The 16,855-nt window shown below is 45.3% G+C and carries 11 protein-coding genes, 1 riboswitch and 1 other annotated feature (1 of these 13 cut by a window edge); all 11 genes read right to left on the bottom strand.

What is annotated here, in order from left to right; genetic code table 11:
• Positions 1-121 precede the first annotated feature (121 nt).
• The 11 genes from VB077_RS00490 to ileS all read right to left on the bottom strand — a co-directional run bounded on the left by VB077_RS00490 (position 122) and on the right by ileS (position 16,617).
• Positions 122-4,444 (bottom strand): acyl-CoA dehydratase activase-related protein, encoded by a 4,323-nt coding sequence (locus VB077_RS00490; protein WP_323413243.1) that lies wholly within the window; start codon positions 4,442-4,444, stop codon positions 122-124.
• Positions 4,444-5,031 (bottom strand): helix-turn-helix domain-containing protein, encoded by a 588-nt coding sequence (locus tag VB077_RS00485; RefSeq protein WP_323413242.1) that lies wholly within the window; start codon positions 5,029-5,031, stop codon positions 4,444-4,446. The genes VB077_RS00490 and VB077_RS00485 overlap by 1 nt, the downstream gene beginning before the upstream one ends.
• Positions 5,032-5,510: 479 nt before the next feature.
• Positions 5,511-6,515 (bottom strand): phosphate acetyltransferase, encoded by a 1,005-nt coding sequence (gene pta / locus VB077_RS00480; protein ID WP_323413241.1) that lies wholly within the window; start codon positions 6,513-6,515, stop codon positions 5,511-5,513.
• A gap of 114 nt (positions 6,516-6,629) precedes the next feature.
• On the bottom strand, positions 6,630-7,178 hold the full coding sequence (locus VB077_RS00475) for a pyruvate kinase alpha/beta domain-containing protein (RefSeq protein WP_323413240.1): 549 nt from the start codon (positions 7,176-7,178) through the stop codon (positions 6,630-6,632).
• 5 nt (positions 7,179-7,183) lie between these two features.
• On the bottom strand, positions 7,184-7,915 hold the full coding sequence (locus VB077_RS00470; RefSeq protein WP_323413239.1) for a 2-phosphosulfolactate phosphatase: 732 nt from the start codon (positions 7,913-7,915) through the stop codon (positions 7,184-7,186).
• 167 nt (positions 7,916-8,082) lie between these two features.
• Complete coding sequence (gene gcvPB, locus VB077_RS00465) at positions 8,083-9,543, bottom strand: aminomethyl-transferring glycine dehydrogenase subunit GcvPB (RefSeq protein ID WP_323413238.1); 1,461 nt, start codon at positions 9,541-9,543, stop codon at positions 8,083-8,085.
• Entirely contained in the window at positions 9,540-10,880 is a 1,341-nt protein-coding gene (gene gcvPA, locus VB077_RS00460) for an aminomethyl-transferring glycine dehydrogenase subunit GcvPA (protein ID WP_323413237.1), read from the bottom strand. The genes gcvPB and gcvPA overlap by 4 nt, the downstream gene beginning before the upstream one ends.
• 1 nt (position 10,881) lies before the next feature.
• Positions 10,882-11,265, bottom strand: a complete 384-nt coding sequence (gcvH, locus tag VB077_RS00455; RefSeq protein ID WP_323413236.1) for a glycine cleavage system protein GcvH — start codon at positions 11,263-11,265, stop codon at positions 10,882-10,884.
• Between the two features lie 38 nt (positions 11,266-11,303).
• The gene (gene gcvT, locus VB077_RS00450) at positions 11,304-12,407 is read right to left on the bottom strand and encodes a glycine cleavage system aminomethyltransferase GcvT (protein WP_323413235.1); all 1,104 of its coding nucleotides are present in this window, start codon (positions 12,405-12,407) and stop codon (positions 11,304-11,306) included.
• A 194-nt stretch (positions 12,408-12,601) separates the two neighbouring features.
• Positions 12,602-12,711, bottom strand: a riboswitch (glycine riboswitch).
• A gap of 58 nt (positions 12,712-12,769) precedes the next feature.
• Entirely contained in the window at positions 12,770-13,627 is an 858-nt protein-coding gene (locus tag VB077_RS00445) for a methyl-accepting chemotaxis protein (protein WP_323413234.1), read from the bottom strand.
• A gap of 221 nt (positions 13,628-13,848) precedes the next feature.
• Entirely contained in the window at positions 13,849-16,617 is a 2,769-nt protein-coding gene (gene ileS / locus VB077_RS00440) for an isoleucine--tRNA ligase (RefSeq protein ID WP_323413233.1), read from the bottom strand.
• A 53-nt stretch (positions 16,618-16,670) separates the two neighbouring features.
• Positions 16,671-16,855, bottom strand: a binding site (T-box leader) (it continues 20 nt past the right edge of the window).

Raw genomic sequence — 16,855 nt, 5'->3', positions numbered from 1 at the left:
TTCCCAAGCCTTCAAAAATTTACACCCTAAATATTCTTTTAAAAGTGAATATAGCGATTCCGTACCACAATTAGTGAATACGGAATCGCTCCCTTTATTATTATTGAAATTAAACGTGATTCTATGAACGAGCCGTCTGTTCATTGGGAACGGCGGTAAGCGGCTTCATTCCCTTTGATAGCGAGAAATTATTAAACACATCCTTGTTCTCATGATGTTCTTTCGCTAAATTTTCCTGGGCAACGGACAGCATCAGCTTGATCCGATTGAGCTGATTTACCTCGCTTGCTCCCGGATCATAGTCAATCGCCGCAATATTCGAAAGCGGATAAGCACGCCTTAACTCGCGAATCATACCTTTGCCGGTAATATGATTAGGCAAGCAGGCAAAGGGCTGCAGGCAAACAATATTGTTGACCCCGCTTTCGATCAGTTCAACCATTTCCCCTGTAAGGAACCAACCTTCTCCCGTTTGGTTCGCGAGCGAAAGGTGATTTTCCGCCCCTTTGGCGATATGGCGAATGGAATGGGGCGCTGAGAAACGCCGGCTTGCCTTTAACGCCTTTTTCATATCCCGGCGATAATACTCCATTACGCCAATGGAGATATTACCATTGATCATGCTCTTGAAAGTCCCGGAAAGGAGCTGGTACTTGATTTGGTTGTCGAAGGCACTATAAAGGAAAAAATCGGTCAGATCGGGGACTACCGCTTCGGCCCCTTCCGCTTCGAGCTGATCCACAATATTATTATTGGCAGTGGGGTGGAATTTAACCAGGATTTCCCCGACCACACCAACTTTGGGTTTGACAAGGTTTTCATCCATCGGCAAATTATCAAAATCCCGAACAATTCCGTAAATATTTTCGCGAATTGCCTTCCGATCTCCCTTGCGAATAGAGTCTTGGCATTTCTCTACCCATTGTTCATATAAAGCATTCGCTGAGCCGGCAACTTTTTCATAGGGACGAACACGGTAAAGCACCCGCATTAAAAGGTCCCCGAAGATTAATCCCCACATGAGATCATTAAACATGGCGCCTGTTACTTTGAACCCGGGATTTTCCTCGATCCCCGAGGCGCTCAAAGAGAGCACAGGGATATGCTCCAGCTTGGCATCACGGAGGGCTTTTCGAATAAAGGCGATATAATTAGTCGCCCTGCAGCCGCCGCCGGTCTGAGTAATAATCACCGCCGTACGCTTCAAATCATACCTTCCTGAACGCAAGGCTTCCATAAGCTGCCCGACAACAATAATTGCCGGATAACAAGCATCATTGTGAACCGTTCGCAGGCCCTCATCGACTGCGGCTTTATCTACGGAGGGAAGAATCTCTACCGTATAGCCTGCTTTTTCAAAGCCTGTCTTGAAGAATTGGAAGTGAATCGGTGACATTTGCGGCGAAAGAATGGTATAATTCTTTTTCATCTCTTCGGTAAAAATGACGCGTTCTTTGACCTCATAAAGCCTAGTCGGTTTAAAGTTTCGTTTGTCACGTTCGTGAATCGCCGCGATCAAGGAGCGAATGCGAATGCGGGCCGCACCGAGATTATTGATTTCGTCGATTTTTAAAACCGTATAAATTTTACCGTAACGCTCTAGAATCTCTTTAACTTGGTCAGTGGTTACGGCATCTAAGCCGCAGCCAAATGAGTTCAATTGAACAAGCTCTAGATCAGACTGCTCGGCAACATAGCTTGCAGCAGAATAAAGCCGTGAATGGTACACCCATTGGTCAACCACGCGGATGGGTCTTTCCACAGGCAATAAATGGTGGATTGAATCTTCGGAAAGGATGGCAAATCCATAGGCGCTGATCATTCCGGGAATTCCATGATTGATTTCCGGATCGATATGATACGGGCGTCCGGCCAGCACGATTCCTTTCATATGATGCTCGCGGATATAGGCAATCGTTTTTTCACCCTGATCCTGCACCTCTTGTTTGAAAGATTCAAGCTCTTCATAGGCTTTGCGTACGGCCTCAATCAACTCATGCCTGGGAATCCCCTCCGGGGAAAGCTCTTTGCAGAGGCGTTTGACCATTCGTTTAGGCATATCCAAAGGAAGGAAGGGATGATAGAACGTAATATTTTCATGACGCAGAATATCCATATTCGCCCAAATGGTTTCCGGATATGATGTTACCACCGGACAGTTGTAATGATTATTGGCGTTGGGATCTTCTTCTATATTATAAGGAATGCTCGGATAAAAAATCTTCACAATTCCTTTATTCACTAAATCCGCAATATGCCCATGCACAAGTTTAGCCGGATAGCAAGCAGATTCCGAAGGAATGGTATCCATCCCAGCCTCATACATTTTTTTGGAAGAACGACCTGATAAAACAACTCGGTATCCCAGTTCCGTGAAAAAAGTAAACCAAAAGGGATAGTCCTCATACATATTAAGAACCCTGGGCAAACCAATCACACCACGTTTGGCGTCGGCCTGTTTTAACGGCTTATAATTAAAAACACGTTTATATTTAAAATCATAAAGGTTAGGAATATCATTCTTCGTCATTTCCTTGCCGGCGCCCCGTTCACAACGGTTGCCCGAATAGAACTCGCTGCCATTCGAAAAATGCTTTACCGTAACCATGCAGTTATTGCCGCAAAGTCCGCAGCGTTTCATGGTGGTTTCTGCTGAAAAATTCTCCAGTTCATCGCTTTGAAGAAGGGTGGATTGATAACCTTCCTCATAGCGTTCGCGGGCCACCAAGGCTGATCCGAAGGCCCCCATAATTCCTGCAATATCCGGGCGAACTACATTTCGATTAAGGATCTTTTCAATCGAGCGCAGAACGGCGTCATTATAGAAGGTTCCACCTTGCACCACTACTTTTTCCCCTAATTCCTCAACGCTGCGCAAACGAATGACTTTGAAAAGCGCATTTTTAATCACGGAGAGGGATATCCCGGCAGAAATATCACTGACGTCAGCACCTTCTTTTTGCGCCTGCTTAACTTTGGAATTCATGAATACGGTGCAGCGTGTTCCCAAATCAACCGGTTTTTTAGACTTAACGCCAAGTTTAGCAAACTCCTCCACTCCAATGTTTAAACCATTGGCAAAAGTTTCAATGAATGAACCGCAACCGGATGAGCAAGCTTCATTAAGGCTGATGGAATCAATGACCCCATCTTTAATGACTAAGCTTTTCATGTCTTGGCCGCCGATATCGAGGACAAAATCCACTCCCGGCAGGAAAAAGTCAGCCGCTTTGAAATGAGCGACAGTTTCAATCTCGCCGATATCCACTTTCAACGCAGCCTTAATCAGATGTTCTCCATAGCCCGTAACAGCAGCATTCACCAGCTTCGTCTGAGAATTCATCTTGGCATAAAGCCCTTTAAGGGCGGAAATGGTTGACTCAAGCGGGCTTCCCATATTACTTCCGTAATATGAATAAAGGAGACCCCCGTCTTCACTGATTAACGCAATTTTGGTCGTCGTCGATCCGGCATCAATTCCCAAATAGGCGTTGCCGGAATAGGAATCAAGGTTTTCACGTTTTACCTTGTACTGAGCATGGCGGGCCTTAAATGCTAAATAATCCTCCTCATTGGCAAAAAGAGGCTCCATGGTGTTCGTATCGTCTTCGCGCATCCTATAAATTGCCGGAGTCCGCTCATATAAGCATTCAAAGGATATCGGCTGTTCATTTCGGGAGGAAATAGCTGCCCCAATCGCCACAAAGTATTGGGAATCCTCCGGAAAAACGACATTTTCATCCGTCAACTTTAACGTCTCGATAAAACGTTCACGAAGCTCGGACATAAAATGAAGCGGTCCCCCAAGAAAAGCCACATTTCCTTGGATCGGCCGGCCTTGAGCCAACCCGCTGATGGTTTGATTAACAACAGCCTGCAGCACAGAAGCGGCAATATCCTCTTTGGCCGCCCCTTCATTGAGAAGGGGCTGAATATCGGTCTTGGCAAAGACACCACAGCGGGAAGCAATAGGATAGATATTCTGATAATTTTTGGCAAGCTCATTAAGCCCCGCCGCATCGGTTTGCAAAAGGGAAGCCATCTGATCTATAAAAGCTCCGGTTCCCCCTGCACAGGTTCCGTTCATTCGCTGTTCCATCGAGTCACCTAAGAAGGTGATCTTTGCATCCTCTCCACCCAACTCTATCGCAGCATCGGTGCTGGGGATAAGCGATTTAATCGCGTTCGTACAAGCAATAACCTCTTGAATGAAGGGAACACCGAGCTTTCCGGAAATATTAAATCCGCCGGAACCGGTGATCATTAAAGTAACGCCATGTCCTTTAACGGCATTTTTAGCTCCTTCAAGCATTCCAACAACCGTATTCTTGATATTAGAAAAATGGCGGAGATATTTCTTATATATAATCTGATTATCAGCATTGAGTACAACCATTTTTACGGTTGTTGAACCTACATCTAAGCCTACATTTAATACGCTCATTAGTTTTCCTCCATAGCAGTCCTTAAGCCGTTTGCAATTGGGAATTGGCTTCGGATAGAAAGTTGTTTGGCATAATCGGCAATATAGTTGTCGATCCCCGTGCCGGATATCAATTGCTTGTTAACCAGGCAGAGCATAAACAGGCCAAAATTATAAGCAAGAATATTCACAGCCCAGCTTTCCACATCAGCTATAAAACATCCTTTTTTCTTCATCTTGGACAGGTAATCCATTAACAGCCTTTTCAATTCACTGGGGAATCGAGATAACGGTGTATCAGAAATGGATACAAAATCTTGATTACGCAATTGAGTCATAAATATTTTTTGGTTTTTCAGCATATTTTCTTGATAACAATAACATATTTTGATTATATCTCTTTCTAAGTTCTCTTCCATATGCCGCTCAAAAAGAACCTTGAAGTGGGGGTTAAAAATATAAGTTTCATACATAGCTTCAAAAAGTTTGCGTTTACAAACAAAATGCCGGAACAGAGTCATTTCACTAACACCGGCTTTATGGGCAATCTCCTTGGTTGTTACAGCATCATAACCTTTCTGTGAAAAAAGTGATAAAGAGGCTTCCAAAATTTTCCCTTCCGTTGTGGAGACCATTCTTATTCCTCCTTTTAGCCGACAATCCGCCCGTGGTGTTAGCATTTACTAACATACATATATTATCATTTTACCTTAACTTTGTAAACATTCTAATTTGAGCTACCCCTTTATACTAAAATTATACAAGTGGATACTTCGAAGCAAGCCCTCCCTCTTAAACAAGCATACCTTAATAAAAAAAGTGAAGCAGTGATTCATATCACGGAACTGATGTTAATGGTTATACTTGCTGACAGTACAAAAAAGCCGCTAACAAAAACTGTTAACGGCTTTTAATCACATATTAACTTCTGTTTTAAAATTACCCCGGCCTTGACCGTAAGGCTTTATCCGATGACTAACCGCCACTAAAACTCCCGCCTCCTTAGTGGGAAATAAGTGGCGCTAAGTCCCTGGATAAGTCAACTAAACCTCAGATGGAGTAAAACTCCACCCGAGGTAAGTTTCCTTTACCCTTTCAGGGATTGAGCTTGGACAGCGGTTATAGCCACAACATTGACAATATCTTCCGCACTGCAGCCTCTTGAAAGGTCATTGATCGGTTTGGCAAACCCTTGGCAGATAGGTCCGATAGCTTCCGCACCGGCTAGTCTTTGTACCAGCTTATATCCTATATTTCCGGACTGAAGGTCTGGGAATACAAGAACATTGGCTTCTCCGGCAACTTTCGAATTCGGAGCTTTCTGTTTGCCGACTTTTTCAACAAGTGCCGCATCGGCTTGGAGTTCACCCTCGATCGCAAGATCCGGTCTCTGTTCGTTTGCCTTTTTAACTGCATTCTGGACTTTTGTCACGTTTTCATGCTTTGCACTGCCCATCGTCGAGAAAGAGAGCATGGCTACCTTAGGATCCATCTTGCAGAGATTCTTTGCTGTTTCGGCTGTGGTAATCGCGATTGCCGCCAGTTCGTCCTCGTTGGGATTAGGGTTCACAGCGCAGTCCGCGAAAAGCATCATGCCATCTTTACCAAAGCTCTTGTTCGGAAGAAGCATGACAAAGAAAGAGGAAACGACGCTGATTCCCGGCGCGGTCTTGACGATTTGCAGCCCCGGTCTAAGCAGGTCTCCTGTTGTATGTACTGCACCTGAAACCATACCTTGAGCATCGTCTAACTTGACCATCATTGTACCAAAGTACAAGGGATCCAGCATCGTTTTGGCAGCGCTTTCCTCTGTGACTCCTTTTGCTTTTCTGAGTTCATAGAACGCTTTGGCGTAGACAGGGGTCTTTTCTGATTTAGCGGGATTCTGAATCTCTATACCCTCGATATTGAGGCCAAGTTTTTTTGCCTTTTCCTTGATGACTTCTTCATTGCCCACCAGGATCACATCAGCAATCTTCTCAGCATGAATGGCAGATGCTGCGGTGAGGTTTCTTTCCTCCTCACCCTCCGCTAAAATTATTCTTTGTCGGTTGCTTTTAGCAAGCTCCTTCATTGTTGACAAGAAATCCATAAAATCGTCTCCCTCCACATATCCTTGCTATACTAAATTACTATGGCCTGTAATACTTCAACATTATACTCTTTTTTCTGAGAAAAAGACTATATTTTTTACCGTTTGTAACATTTAGAAAGGCTTACATATAATCTCATGAATTTTGGTTTTAAAGAAATCGTTAGAATGATGCGGAGTTAAGACGATAGCGCTGTCAGCACCGTGTCCTGTCCCGCCGATTGCAATCACTTTTTCGCCAAATTCAATTAAGCCTGCATCAAGAGCCATAACAGAGCACTCTACTCCCACTTTAACGCCCGGGCCAAAAAGTCTCAGCGTGTGAGCTACAATTTCGGCAGGATATACCCCTCCGCTCTGCAGCCTTAAAGCACGATCAATCCCGGCAAAAAGGTGAGTAGTTGTCAGCACCTTTACACCGCGATCCTCTAGACTTTTCCGGCGCTCCTTGCCCATTTCATCAACACCGGGTCCGGCAAAACCGACATGATGCGTAACACAAACAACCTGTACCCCTTGATCTAAGAATAGTTCAGCGGTTGCACCGGAGTTTGAAGCAACAACAACAGTAGAGATATGTAATTCCTGTGCCCGTTTTAGGGTTAACCGAACTACCTCTTGATTATTCACAGAACCTGACTTTTCAAAATAACGGACTTCCATAGCTATTACCTCCCTTCGATTTGCCAAATCACTTCTCCATTGACAAGGGCAGGTACAATGGGAAGAATATTTGCAGTAGCACAGTAGATAACATCCTTTTTGAAACCTAATTCGAGAAGCCGTTGACCATGATCGGATTGCTCAATAGCCTCCATAAGATTAGGCTTTGCTATTTTATAAAGCACACGAGCCGCTTCTCCCAAATCATTGAGTTGAAGATCGGAGCCTAACTCCTCAATGATCATTCCGGCGCAAAGCGTATCCGGCAAATCAAAACGATCTTCTGTTCCGGCACAAAAAATTACAATACCTTCGAGCAAAACGCGTTGTTTTAAACGATAGATCGCTTCAACGATGCTATCAAGGTTGAGAAAACAAGCCATCCAGACAGCCTTCGCCTCAGCAGCCGCACGGATCGCACGCGTACCGTTTGTCGTTGTCATAATCACCCGTTTTCCGCCCACTTTCTCCGGGGCATAATCAAAAGGTGAGTTTCCCATATCAAAACCCTCAATCTGCATGGCCCGACGTTCTCCCCCGAGGAGAGCGCCCGGAATTTCCAAACGTTTTTTGAGAGCTTCTTCCAAGGTTAAAACGGGGATGATGGCTTGACAACCGTTAGCTAGGGCCGTAACCATTGTACTGGTAGCCCTCAAAACATCAATGACGATGACAAGCTTGTCCTCTAAATATGGAAGGACAGGCGTTCCTGCAGTTGCCAGTACTTCGACTCTCATATAGGGCACCCCTTTGGCATATTATTCTTTATGCTACCTGCATACCTTTAAGCGTAACCCTTTTTCCAATAGATTTCAACAGAAGTTGTTTTTGAAAATGAAAAATAATACGAAATAATACGAAAAGACCGTCCTACCGGCGGTCTTTTCCTTGTTTCCGTAAATAATTAAGCTTTCCGCCAACGAAGATCGGGATGACGGGCTGCGGCAGTTTCATCCAGGCGTGTCACCCGTGTAGTATGCGGGGCATTTTTGACGAGCTCCGGATCTGTCTTAGCTTCCTCGGCAATCTGAATCAGTGATTCCGCAAATTTTTCTAAGGTCTCCATACTCTCCGTCTCTGTTGGTTCAATCATCATGGCTTCCTCAACAATAAGCGGGAAATAGATCGTCGGCGGATGATATCCATAGTCCAGTAAGCGCTTAGCAATATCTAGGGTATGGATTCCATAGGGCTTAAGATGTTTCGGAGTGATAATAAATTCATGCATACAAACCCGATCAAAGGGAACAGGATAATGTTCTTTAAGAATACTCATCAGGAAATTCGCATTAAGAACTGCATTTTCTGAGGCACTTTTTAAGCCCTCTCCACCCAAAGCCCGAATATAAGCATAAGCTCTCACCAGGACTCCGAAGTTTGTCATAAAGGATCTGACTCTGCCGATGGAAAGAGGACGATCATAATCAAGCGCATAGGTCCCCTCTTCTTTTTTGACAACAATCGGTTTAGGCAGAAATGGTTTTAAAAATTCTTTAACTCCAACCGGTCCTGCGCCCGGTCCTCCTCCGCCATGCGGTGTCGAAAACGTCTTATGCAGGTTCAGGTGCACGGCGTCAAAGCCCATATCCCCCGGGCGTGCTAATCCCATAATCGCATTAGCGTTTGCTCCGTCATAATAGACCAGCCCGCCGACATCATGAATAATCTTAGCGATTTCCAGAATGTTCTCATCGAAAAGGCCTAACGTGTTAGGATTGGTAAGCATCAGCGCGGCAACTTCATCATTGGCAGCAGCACGCAAGGCTTCAAGATCAACCCCGCCGCGTTCATTGGATGGCACCTGAACGATTTCGAATCCCGCCATAGCTGCCGTCGCGGGATTTGTCCCATGAGCGGAGTCAGGTACAATTACTTTGGTCCGTTTGGTATCTTTGCGATGGGCATGATAGGCTTTGATGATCAGTACCCCTGTCATTTCCCCATGGGCACCGGCTGCCGGCTGCAAAGTGAACGCATCCATTCCCGTAATTTCACCCAGATCCTGCTGGAGCTCATACATCAGCTGCAGGGAGCCTTGGGTCAACTCTTCCGGCTGATATGGATGAAGCATCGTAAAACCCGGTAAGCGAGCCAACATCTCATTGACTTTAGGATTATACTTCATCGTACAGGATCCTAAAGGATAAAAGCCGGTATCCACTCCATGATTAAAAGTCGATAACCGAGTAAAATGGCGGACCACATCTACTTCTGAAACCCCCGGCAATTCCGGTTCTTGCTCACGCAAATAATCGGAAGGAAGAAGTTTATCAATAGCAACCTCCGGAACATCACAGACAGGCAGACTGACTCCGGTCCGTCCCTCCCGGCTTTGCTCAAAAATTAACGGTTCTAATTCGATCATTTCACTTCCCCCAATCTTGCCACAAGATGATCAATGTCATCTTTGCTCTTGGTCTCAGTCACGCAAAAGAGAAGATGGTAATCGAGTTCCGGATAAAAACGGGAGAGCTCAAGTCCGCCGATAATCTTATCTTTAAGCAGTTCCTGATTGATTTTCGTCGGATTTATGTCTGTCTCAATCACGAACTCATGAAAGAAGGGTTGAGCATAAGCCAGCCGTATTCCGGGGAGCTTGCTCATTTCCTGTGCGGCATAATGCGCTTTTTGCAGATTTAAAGCAGCCATGTCTTTAAGACCTTTTTTCCCAAGCCCTGTTAAATGGATCGTGAAGGCTAAAGCACACAGCGCTTCGTTGGAACAAATATTGGAGGTTGCCTTTTCACGGCGAATATGCTGCTCACGCGCTTGCAGTGTAAGAACATAACCCTTTTTGCCGTTTATATCCGTGGTCGCGCCAACGATTCGTCCGGGCATCCGCCGAACATACTTATCCCGAGTTGCCAGGTAGCCAAGATAAGGTCCTCCATAATTAAGCGGATTACCAAAAGGCTGCCCTTCCCCGACAACAATATCTGCTCCCAATTCACCCGGCGATTTTAAGATTCCCAAGGAAACCGGGTTGACAGACATGACAAACAGGGCTCCCCGGCTATGAGCAAGCTGACCGATTTGCTCGGCCTTTTCAATAGCCCCAAAGAAATTAGGACTTTGGAGAAGAACACCGGCGATATCTTTATCCAGTACCTTTTCCAGGATTTCCGGATCAACAACTCCATCTTTGGAGGGAACTTCAATGATTTCTACACCGCGAGGGGGCAGGTAAGTTTGAAGTACTTCGCGATATTCGGGATGAATGGTTGTCGGGACTAATACTTTTTTGCGGCGGGTCGCATCACAGCTCATCAAGGCTGCCTCCGCCAAGGCGGAAGCTCCGTCGTACATGGAGGCATTAGCCGCATCCATTCCTGTCAGCTCGCAAACTAAGGTCTGGAATTCATAGATGGCCATCAATGTCCCCTGGCTGATCTCAGGTTGGTAAGGGGTATATGCCGTATAGAATTCAGAGCGTTGAAGCAGCTGATCGACATAACTTGGGATATAGTGTTCATAGGCGCCTGCGCCCAAATAAGAAGTATACTCCTCTAAATTCCCGTTACGGTTAGCAAGCCCTTTCACTAACTTCACCAAATCTTGTTCGGCCATTCCCCCCGGAACATCAAGACTCTTTTTCAGCCGAACCGTTTCCGGGATATCTTTAAACAGTTCATCAATGGACTGTACACCGATCCTAGCCAAAAGCTGATCCCGCTGATCTGCAGTGTTCGGCACGTAATTCATTTTAATGTTCCTCCTCAAGCAGTCCTTCGTATTCCGCTGCCGAAAGCAAATTATCAAGCTCTGAAAGATCATCCGCTTCTACTTTAATAAGCCATCCTTCCCCATAAGGATCACTATTTAACACATCGGGGGCGTCAAGAATAGCTTCATTGAATTCAACGACTTTTCCGTTCACAGCGGAAATGATATCCGAGACTGCTTTAACGGACTCAACGGTACCATAAGGCTCGCCTGCGGTTACTGTTGTTCCTTCTTCAGGAAGCTCAACAAAGACTACATCCCCCAAGCTTTCTTGGGCATGATTTGTAATACCTAAGGTTACAATATTGCCATCAACTTTTACCCACTCATGGGTTTTAGTGTACTTAAGATTTGTTGGATTCATTATTATCGTCCTCCTTAGTTTTTATATTAACCTTAAACCTAGTTCGTCCTTTCCCTCTTATAGAAAGGAGTCGGGATAATCTGAGCCTTAACTGCTTTGCCGCGAATGATGACATCTAAGGTTGAGCCTATTTCTGCTAAATCCGCCCGGATTAAGCCCAAGGCAATATTTTTGTTTAAGGTTGGGGAAAAAGAACCTGAGGTAATAATGCCGACTTCCTCCCCGTCTTTTTGGATGGGGTAATGGGAGCGAGCAATTCCCCGTTCAATCATTTCTAAACCGACCAGCTTGCGACTTACCCCTTTTTCCTTCTGGGCTTTAAGGGCATCCTTGCCTATGAATTCATCTTTAGTAAGCTTCACAAAGAAGCCGATTCCCGCTTCCAGGGGTGAAATGTCCGGGCCAAGTTCGTTACCATAAAGCGGAAGCTTTGCTTCGAAACGCAAGGTATCCCGAGCTCCAAGGCCAATGGGTTCAATGCCTTCAGGGGCACCTGTTTCAAGTATTTTGCGCCAAAGTTCGGGGGCTTTATCCGGGGGTAAATAAATCTCGAAACCATCTTCACCGGTATAACCCGTTCGGGAAATAAGGCTAGGGATTCCGTTTACCTCTCCGTGTTTAAACCAATAGTATTTGATCCCTGAAAGATCTGTTGAAGTCAGTTTCTGCAATATCTTTTCTGCAAAGGGACCTTGTAACGCCAACTGAGCCACTTGTTCTGAGATATTATCCAATTGAACATCATATCCATGAGCTTGTTCTGCCATCCAAGCGTAGTCTTTATCCGTATTCGATGCATTGACAACAATGTAAAAATGGTCTGTTCCGTAGCGATACACTAATAGATCATCGACTATTCCGCCATCCGGATAACACATCGGTGAGTATAAAATCTGCCCGTCTTGAATTTTAGTCACATCATTTGTAATCAAGTGCTGAACAAAAGGAAGTGCTTCTTGTCCCTTTACATCAACTTCACCCATATGGGACACATCAAAAAGACCCGCCTTCGTTCGGACCGTGTTATGTTCCTCAATTACTCCGGCATACTGAACAGGCATTTCCCAACCGCCAAAATCAATCAACTTAGCCTTAGCCGCGTGATGTTCCTCATAAAGAGGAGTGCGTTTAAGCTGTGCCACTAAAAACACCTCCTTAAGTTTTGAGTATTTCCAAATGCAAGGCAAAATAAAGGTCATACAAAAGTGTTAAATACTTTCAGATAGTAAAAAAAACAGAGGATAACGCATCGCGCGCTTCCTCTGTCCTTTAACCTGAGAGATTCGCCATTCGGCTTCCCCTTTGGTGTTCTCATTCGAGAAACTCTCCAGAGCCCCGTCTTTCAGCAGTACATTTGCCTGAGAGTTTCCCTTCCTAAATGAGCGATATTTAAGAAGTTTTCTCCTTCGGCGTCCGAGTTGATCGGATCTCTCCCACTGAAATCATTCGGTAATATATGTATTTTCCTTGCACTTATATTATACGCAAACAGTTGTGTATCCGTCTATAGTTGTTGGGCTAAATTATTTAGATTATCTCCGACCCGTTGAACTTCTTCAATCATATGCGCAATTTCTTGGGTTGCTTTCGCCTGTTCTTCGGTGATCTCCTTATTATGGACTATGCCTTCAGTGATGCGCCCAATAATCTCATGAAATCGATCTAGAATTGTTCCGATCTCATTTGCGGAACGATTGCTTTCCTCGGCGAGCTTCCGAACTTCATTCGCAACGACCGAAAACCCTTTACCATTTTCAGCGGCACGTGCTGCTTCAATAGCCGCATTCAATCCCAACAACTTTGTCTGGGTTGAAACCCGGCGAATAAAGTCCAAGATATTGGTCGTTTCCTTAACCTGCTCTTTTCCCTCATAAGCGACTTCCGAGACAGCTTCACTGATTCCGGCGACTTCTTGGGCCGAAGCGGCCATTTCTTGAATTGCTCCCGCTGCTTGTTCAATCGCTTGATGCAGCTTAATGACATGATTTCGGATTACATCCTTCACTCTTTCCTCTTTTAACAAGGAAACCACCACGCCGACAGCAACACGCGCCACAGGCGTTACTATCTTAAGCGGCCCGGCAATTCCAAAGCTCCCCAGTTTTGTTCCTTCCGTTTCAATTGCAATATTTAATCCTTCACGAACACGTCCCTGGGAATCTTCCTCATCTTCCTTAGTGATAGCAATTTCATGGATTGGAGTCGTCATAATTCTCCGGCTGCCATCATGGATTTTCCCGACCCGAACCCCTGCCGAGTCGGAAATAATTTTTCCGGTTGAATCACATACAATACCATGATAACCACTCTCGGAATAAATCAATTTAACGATTTGATCTGCGATCTGCTGAGTGAGAAGCATTTCCACCGCTCCTTCATCTTCCTTCTAAATTTATGAAGCTCCATCTCCATTTGCGCTTTCTCACTTTTTGTAATTGTGAATCTGCTCCAAATTTTCAGCCAATGGTGCCTCTGGTTATATTCTATGTTTTTTGAGGAATAATGTCTACTCTTGTCATAATATAAGGTCCTAAGGTTGGATTTAAAATCCGTCCTTAGGGCCTTATATTATGTTATTTTATATTACATTGTTTCAACGACCGATGCGCAACGCGGGCAGAGTGTCGGATGGGCTTCATCCTTGCCTACTTCCGTATGATACATCCAGCAGCGTTCACACTTTTCACCCTTTGCCGGGCTGACCTTTATTCTTAACCCTTCGATCTCTTCAGCTTGCGCTGCGTCTTCAGGTACTGTTTCCGTCGGCTGATGCAATTTAACGGCAGACACAATAAAGATTTCCGCAAGGCTGGAAAACCCTTGAAGGAATTGATAAAGATCATCGGGGACGTAAAGATCCACTTGTGCCGTCAGCGGATGATTGATGAGCTTATCTTGGCGGGCTTTTTCCAATGCTTTTGTCACTTCCGCACGCAAGGCTAAGATCCGATCCCATTTTTCTTCCAGCTGATCATCTTTCCATTCCGGCTTCACTTTTGGCATGTTTTCCACTTGAATATTAGATCCTTCAGGGACTCCCGGAACATAAGGCCAAATCTCATCGGCTGTGAAGGTAAGAATCGGGGCAATTAAGCGTACCAAAGCATCTAAGGTCTGATAGAGAACCGTCTGTGCACAACGGCGCAGTTGAGAGGTCCTTCCTTCGACATAGAGACGATCTTTGACGATATCGAGGTAAACTGCACTCAACTCAATCGTACAGAAATTATGCACAGTATGGTAAACCCCGTGGAACTCGTATTTTTCATAACCTTCAAGGGCTTTGTTAATAACCTTCCCCAGTTGGAGAAGCGCCCAGCGATCAATCTCATAAAGCTCAGAATAAGGAACCTGATCTTTAGCGGGGTCAAAGTCATTAAGATTACTGAGCAGGAACCTTAAGGTATTGCGGATCTTCCGATACGCTTCAGACATTTGCTTCATAATCCGTTGGGAAACTGCAATATCATTTTTATAATCGGCAGAGGCAACCCAAAGCCTTAATATATCCGCCCCCATTTGGTTTGTAACATCGAGTGGATCAACCCCATTTCCCAAAGACTTCGACATCTTGCGGCCCTTTTCATCGACCAGGAAACCATGCGTGAGTACGGCTTTGTAGGGAGCTGTTCCAAAGGCAGCGACAGAGGTTGACAGCGAAGAATTAAACCAACCGCGATGCTGATCCGAACCTTCAAGATAGAGATCCGCCGGCCAAGCTAATTCCTTCCGTTGTTTAAGCACTCCTGCATAGCTTGTTCCCGAGTCAAACCAGACATCCATAATATCTGTTTCCTTGCGGAACTTATGTCCGCCACAGGAACAGACCGTCCCTTCGGGCAGAAGCTCCTCTGCGGAATGCGCAAACCAGGCGTCTGAGCCCTCTTGACGAACGAACTCCTGAAGTTTGGCAATTGTTTTATCGGTCAAAAATTCTTTTCCGCAATCCTCGCAGTAGAAAATCGGGATGGGTACACCCCAAGTCCGTTGACGGGAAATACACCAATCTCCCCGGTCTCGGATCATGTTATATATCCGATCCTTACCCCAAGCGGGAATCCACTGCACTTTATCGATTTGCTCCAAAGCTTCTTTGCGGAAGCCATCAATGGAGGCAAACCATTGTTCTGTGGCTCGGAAAATGATAGGGTTCTTGCAGCGCCAGCAATGAGGATAGCTATGGGTTATCTTTTCTTCATAGACAAGTGCATTTGCTTTGTTAAGATCATCTATCACGACGGGATTTGCTTTGGCGACTTTCATACCGACATACGGTCCGCCTTCTTCAGTAAACTTACCTTGATGGTCGACCGGACAAACGACGGGTAAATCATACTTTTTCCCGACGATGAAGTCGTCTTCCCCATGACCCGGAGCGGTATGAACACACCCTGTTCCTGCTTCAAGCGTGACATGTTCACCCAGGATCAGCAGAGATTCCCGATCAAGAAGCGGATGCTGGCATTTGACAAATTCTAAATCCTTGCCCACAAACGTTTTCTCAACAGGTAACTCCAGCTTCCATAGCGCACGGAGCTGATCAAGAAGTCCTTCGGCAACAATCCAATGTTCTTCGCCGACTTTGACTTGGGCATACGTAAATTCAGGATGCAAACTGATAGCCACATTAGCGGGAATAGTCCAGGGGGTCGTGGTCCAAATCACAACATAGGTCTTATCTTCGGTGAGAACCCCTTTACCGTCTTTTACGGCAAATTTGACGTAGATCGCCGGAGAACTATGATCGGCATATTCAATCTCTGCTTCAGCTAATGCTGTTTCACAGGAGGGACACCAATACACCGGTTTTAAGCCTTTATAGATATATCCTTTTTTCGCCATTTCACCAAAGACGCCAATTTGCTCGGCTTCATATTCTTTATGAAGGGTTAAATAAGGATGATCCCAATCGCCGCGCACACCCAGGCGCTTAAACTCCTCACGCTGAATTCCGACATATTTCTCAGCATATTCTTTGCACTGCTTACGGAATTCAAGCGTCGGCACGGCATGCCGATTCACGCCGAGTTTTTTAATCACTTGCTGCTCAATCGGCAAGCCATGCGTATCCCATCCGGGAACATAGGGAGCATCATATCCCATCATCGTCTTATACTTGACGATAATATCCTTGATGACCTTATTTAAGGCATGCCCGAGATGAATATCTCCATTGGCATAAGGCGGTCCATCGTGAAGAATAAACTTCTTCTGACCGGCTCTTGCTTTTTGAACCTGCTCATAGAGATTATTATTTTCCCACTTTTTTAAGATTTCCGGTTCGCGTTGGGGTAAATTCCCCCGCATCGGGAAATCTGTTTCCGGCAGGTTTAAGGTATCCCGATAATCCATTATAATTCCTCCTAAATAAAGATATAAAAAAATAAAAAAATCCCTGTCCTCTGGAAAGGGACGGGATATTCTCGCGGTGCCACCCTTGTTGCTCAATTGAGCCACTTGGAACCCGATAACGGAGGTGATCCGGAAAAGCTTACTCAAAGATTCAGCCTCTCACTCTAAGGTGATTTCCTTGCCTTACCCCGCGGGCTTGCACCGACTCCCGCTCGCTGATGAGGATACATCAAGGACT

It is taken from the genome of Desulfitobacterium sp. (assembly GCF_034927245.1).
In the GTDB taxonomy this organism is placed as follows: Bacteria; Bacillota; Desulfitobacteriia; order Desulfitobacteriales; family Desulfitobacteriaceae; genus Desulfitobacterium_A.
This window is presented reverse-complemented; position numbering and strand designations above follow the sequence as displayed.

Coding starts and splice junctions, on each gene's coding strand:
- VB077_RS00490 (WP_323413243.1), bottom strand. CDS start 4,444: ATGAGCGTATTAAATGTAGGCTTAGATGTAGGTTCAACAACCGTAAAA.
- pta (WP_323413241.1), bottom strand. CDS start 6,515: ATGGATTTCTTGTCAACAATGAAGGAGCTTGCTAAAAGCAACCGACAA.
- VB077_RS00475 (WP_323413240.1), bottom strand. CDS start 7,178: ATGGAAGTCCGTTATTTTGAAAAGTCAGGTTCTGTGAATAATCAAGAG.
- VB077_RS00470 (WP_323413239.1), bottom strand. CDS start 7,915: ATGAGAGTCGAAGTACTGGCAACTGCAGGAACGCCTGTCCTTCCATAT.
- gcvPB (WP_323413238.1), bottom strand. CDS start 9,543: ATGATCGAATTAGAACCGTTAATTTTTGAGCAAAGCCGGGAGGGACGG.
- gcvPA (WP_323413237.1), bottom strand. CDS start 10,880: ATGAATTACGTGCCGAACACTGCAGATCAGCGGGATCAGCTTTTGGCT.
- gcvH (WP_323413236.1), bottom strand. CDS start 11,265: ATGAATCCAACAAATCTTAAGTACACTAAAACCCATGAGTGGGTAAAA.
- VB077_RS00445 (WP_323413234.1), bottom strand. CDS start 13,627: ATGCTTCTCACTCAGCAGATCGCAGATCAAATCGTTAAATTGATTTAT.
- ileS (WP_323413233.1), bottom strand. CDS start 16,617: ATGGATTATCGGGATACCTTAAACCTGCCGGAAACAGATTTCCCGATG.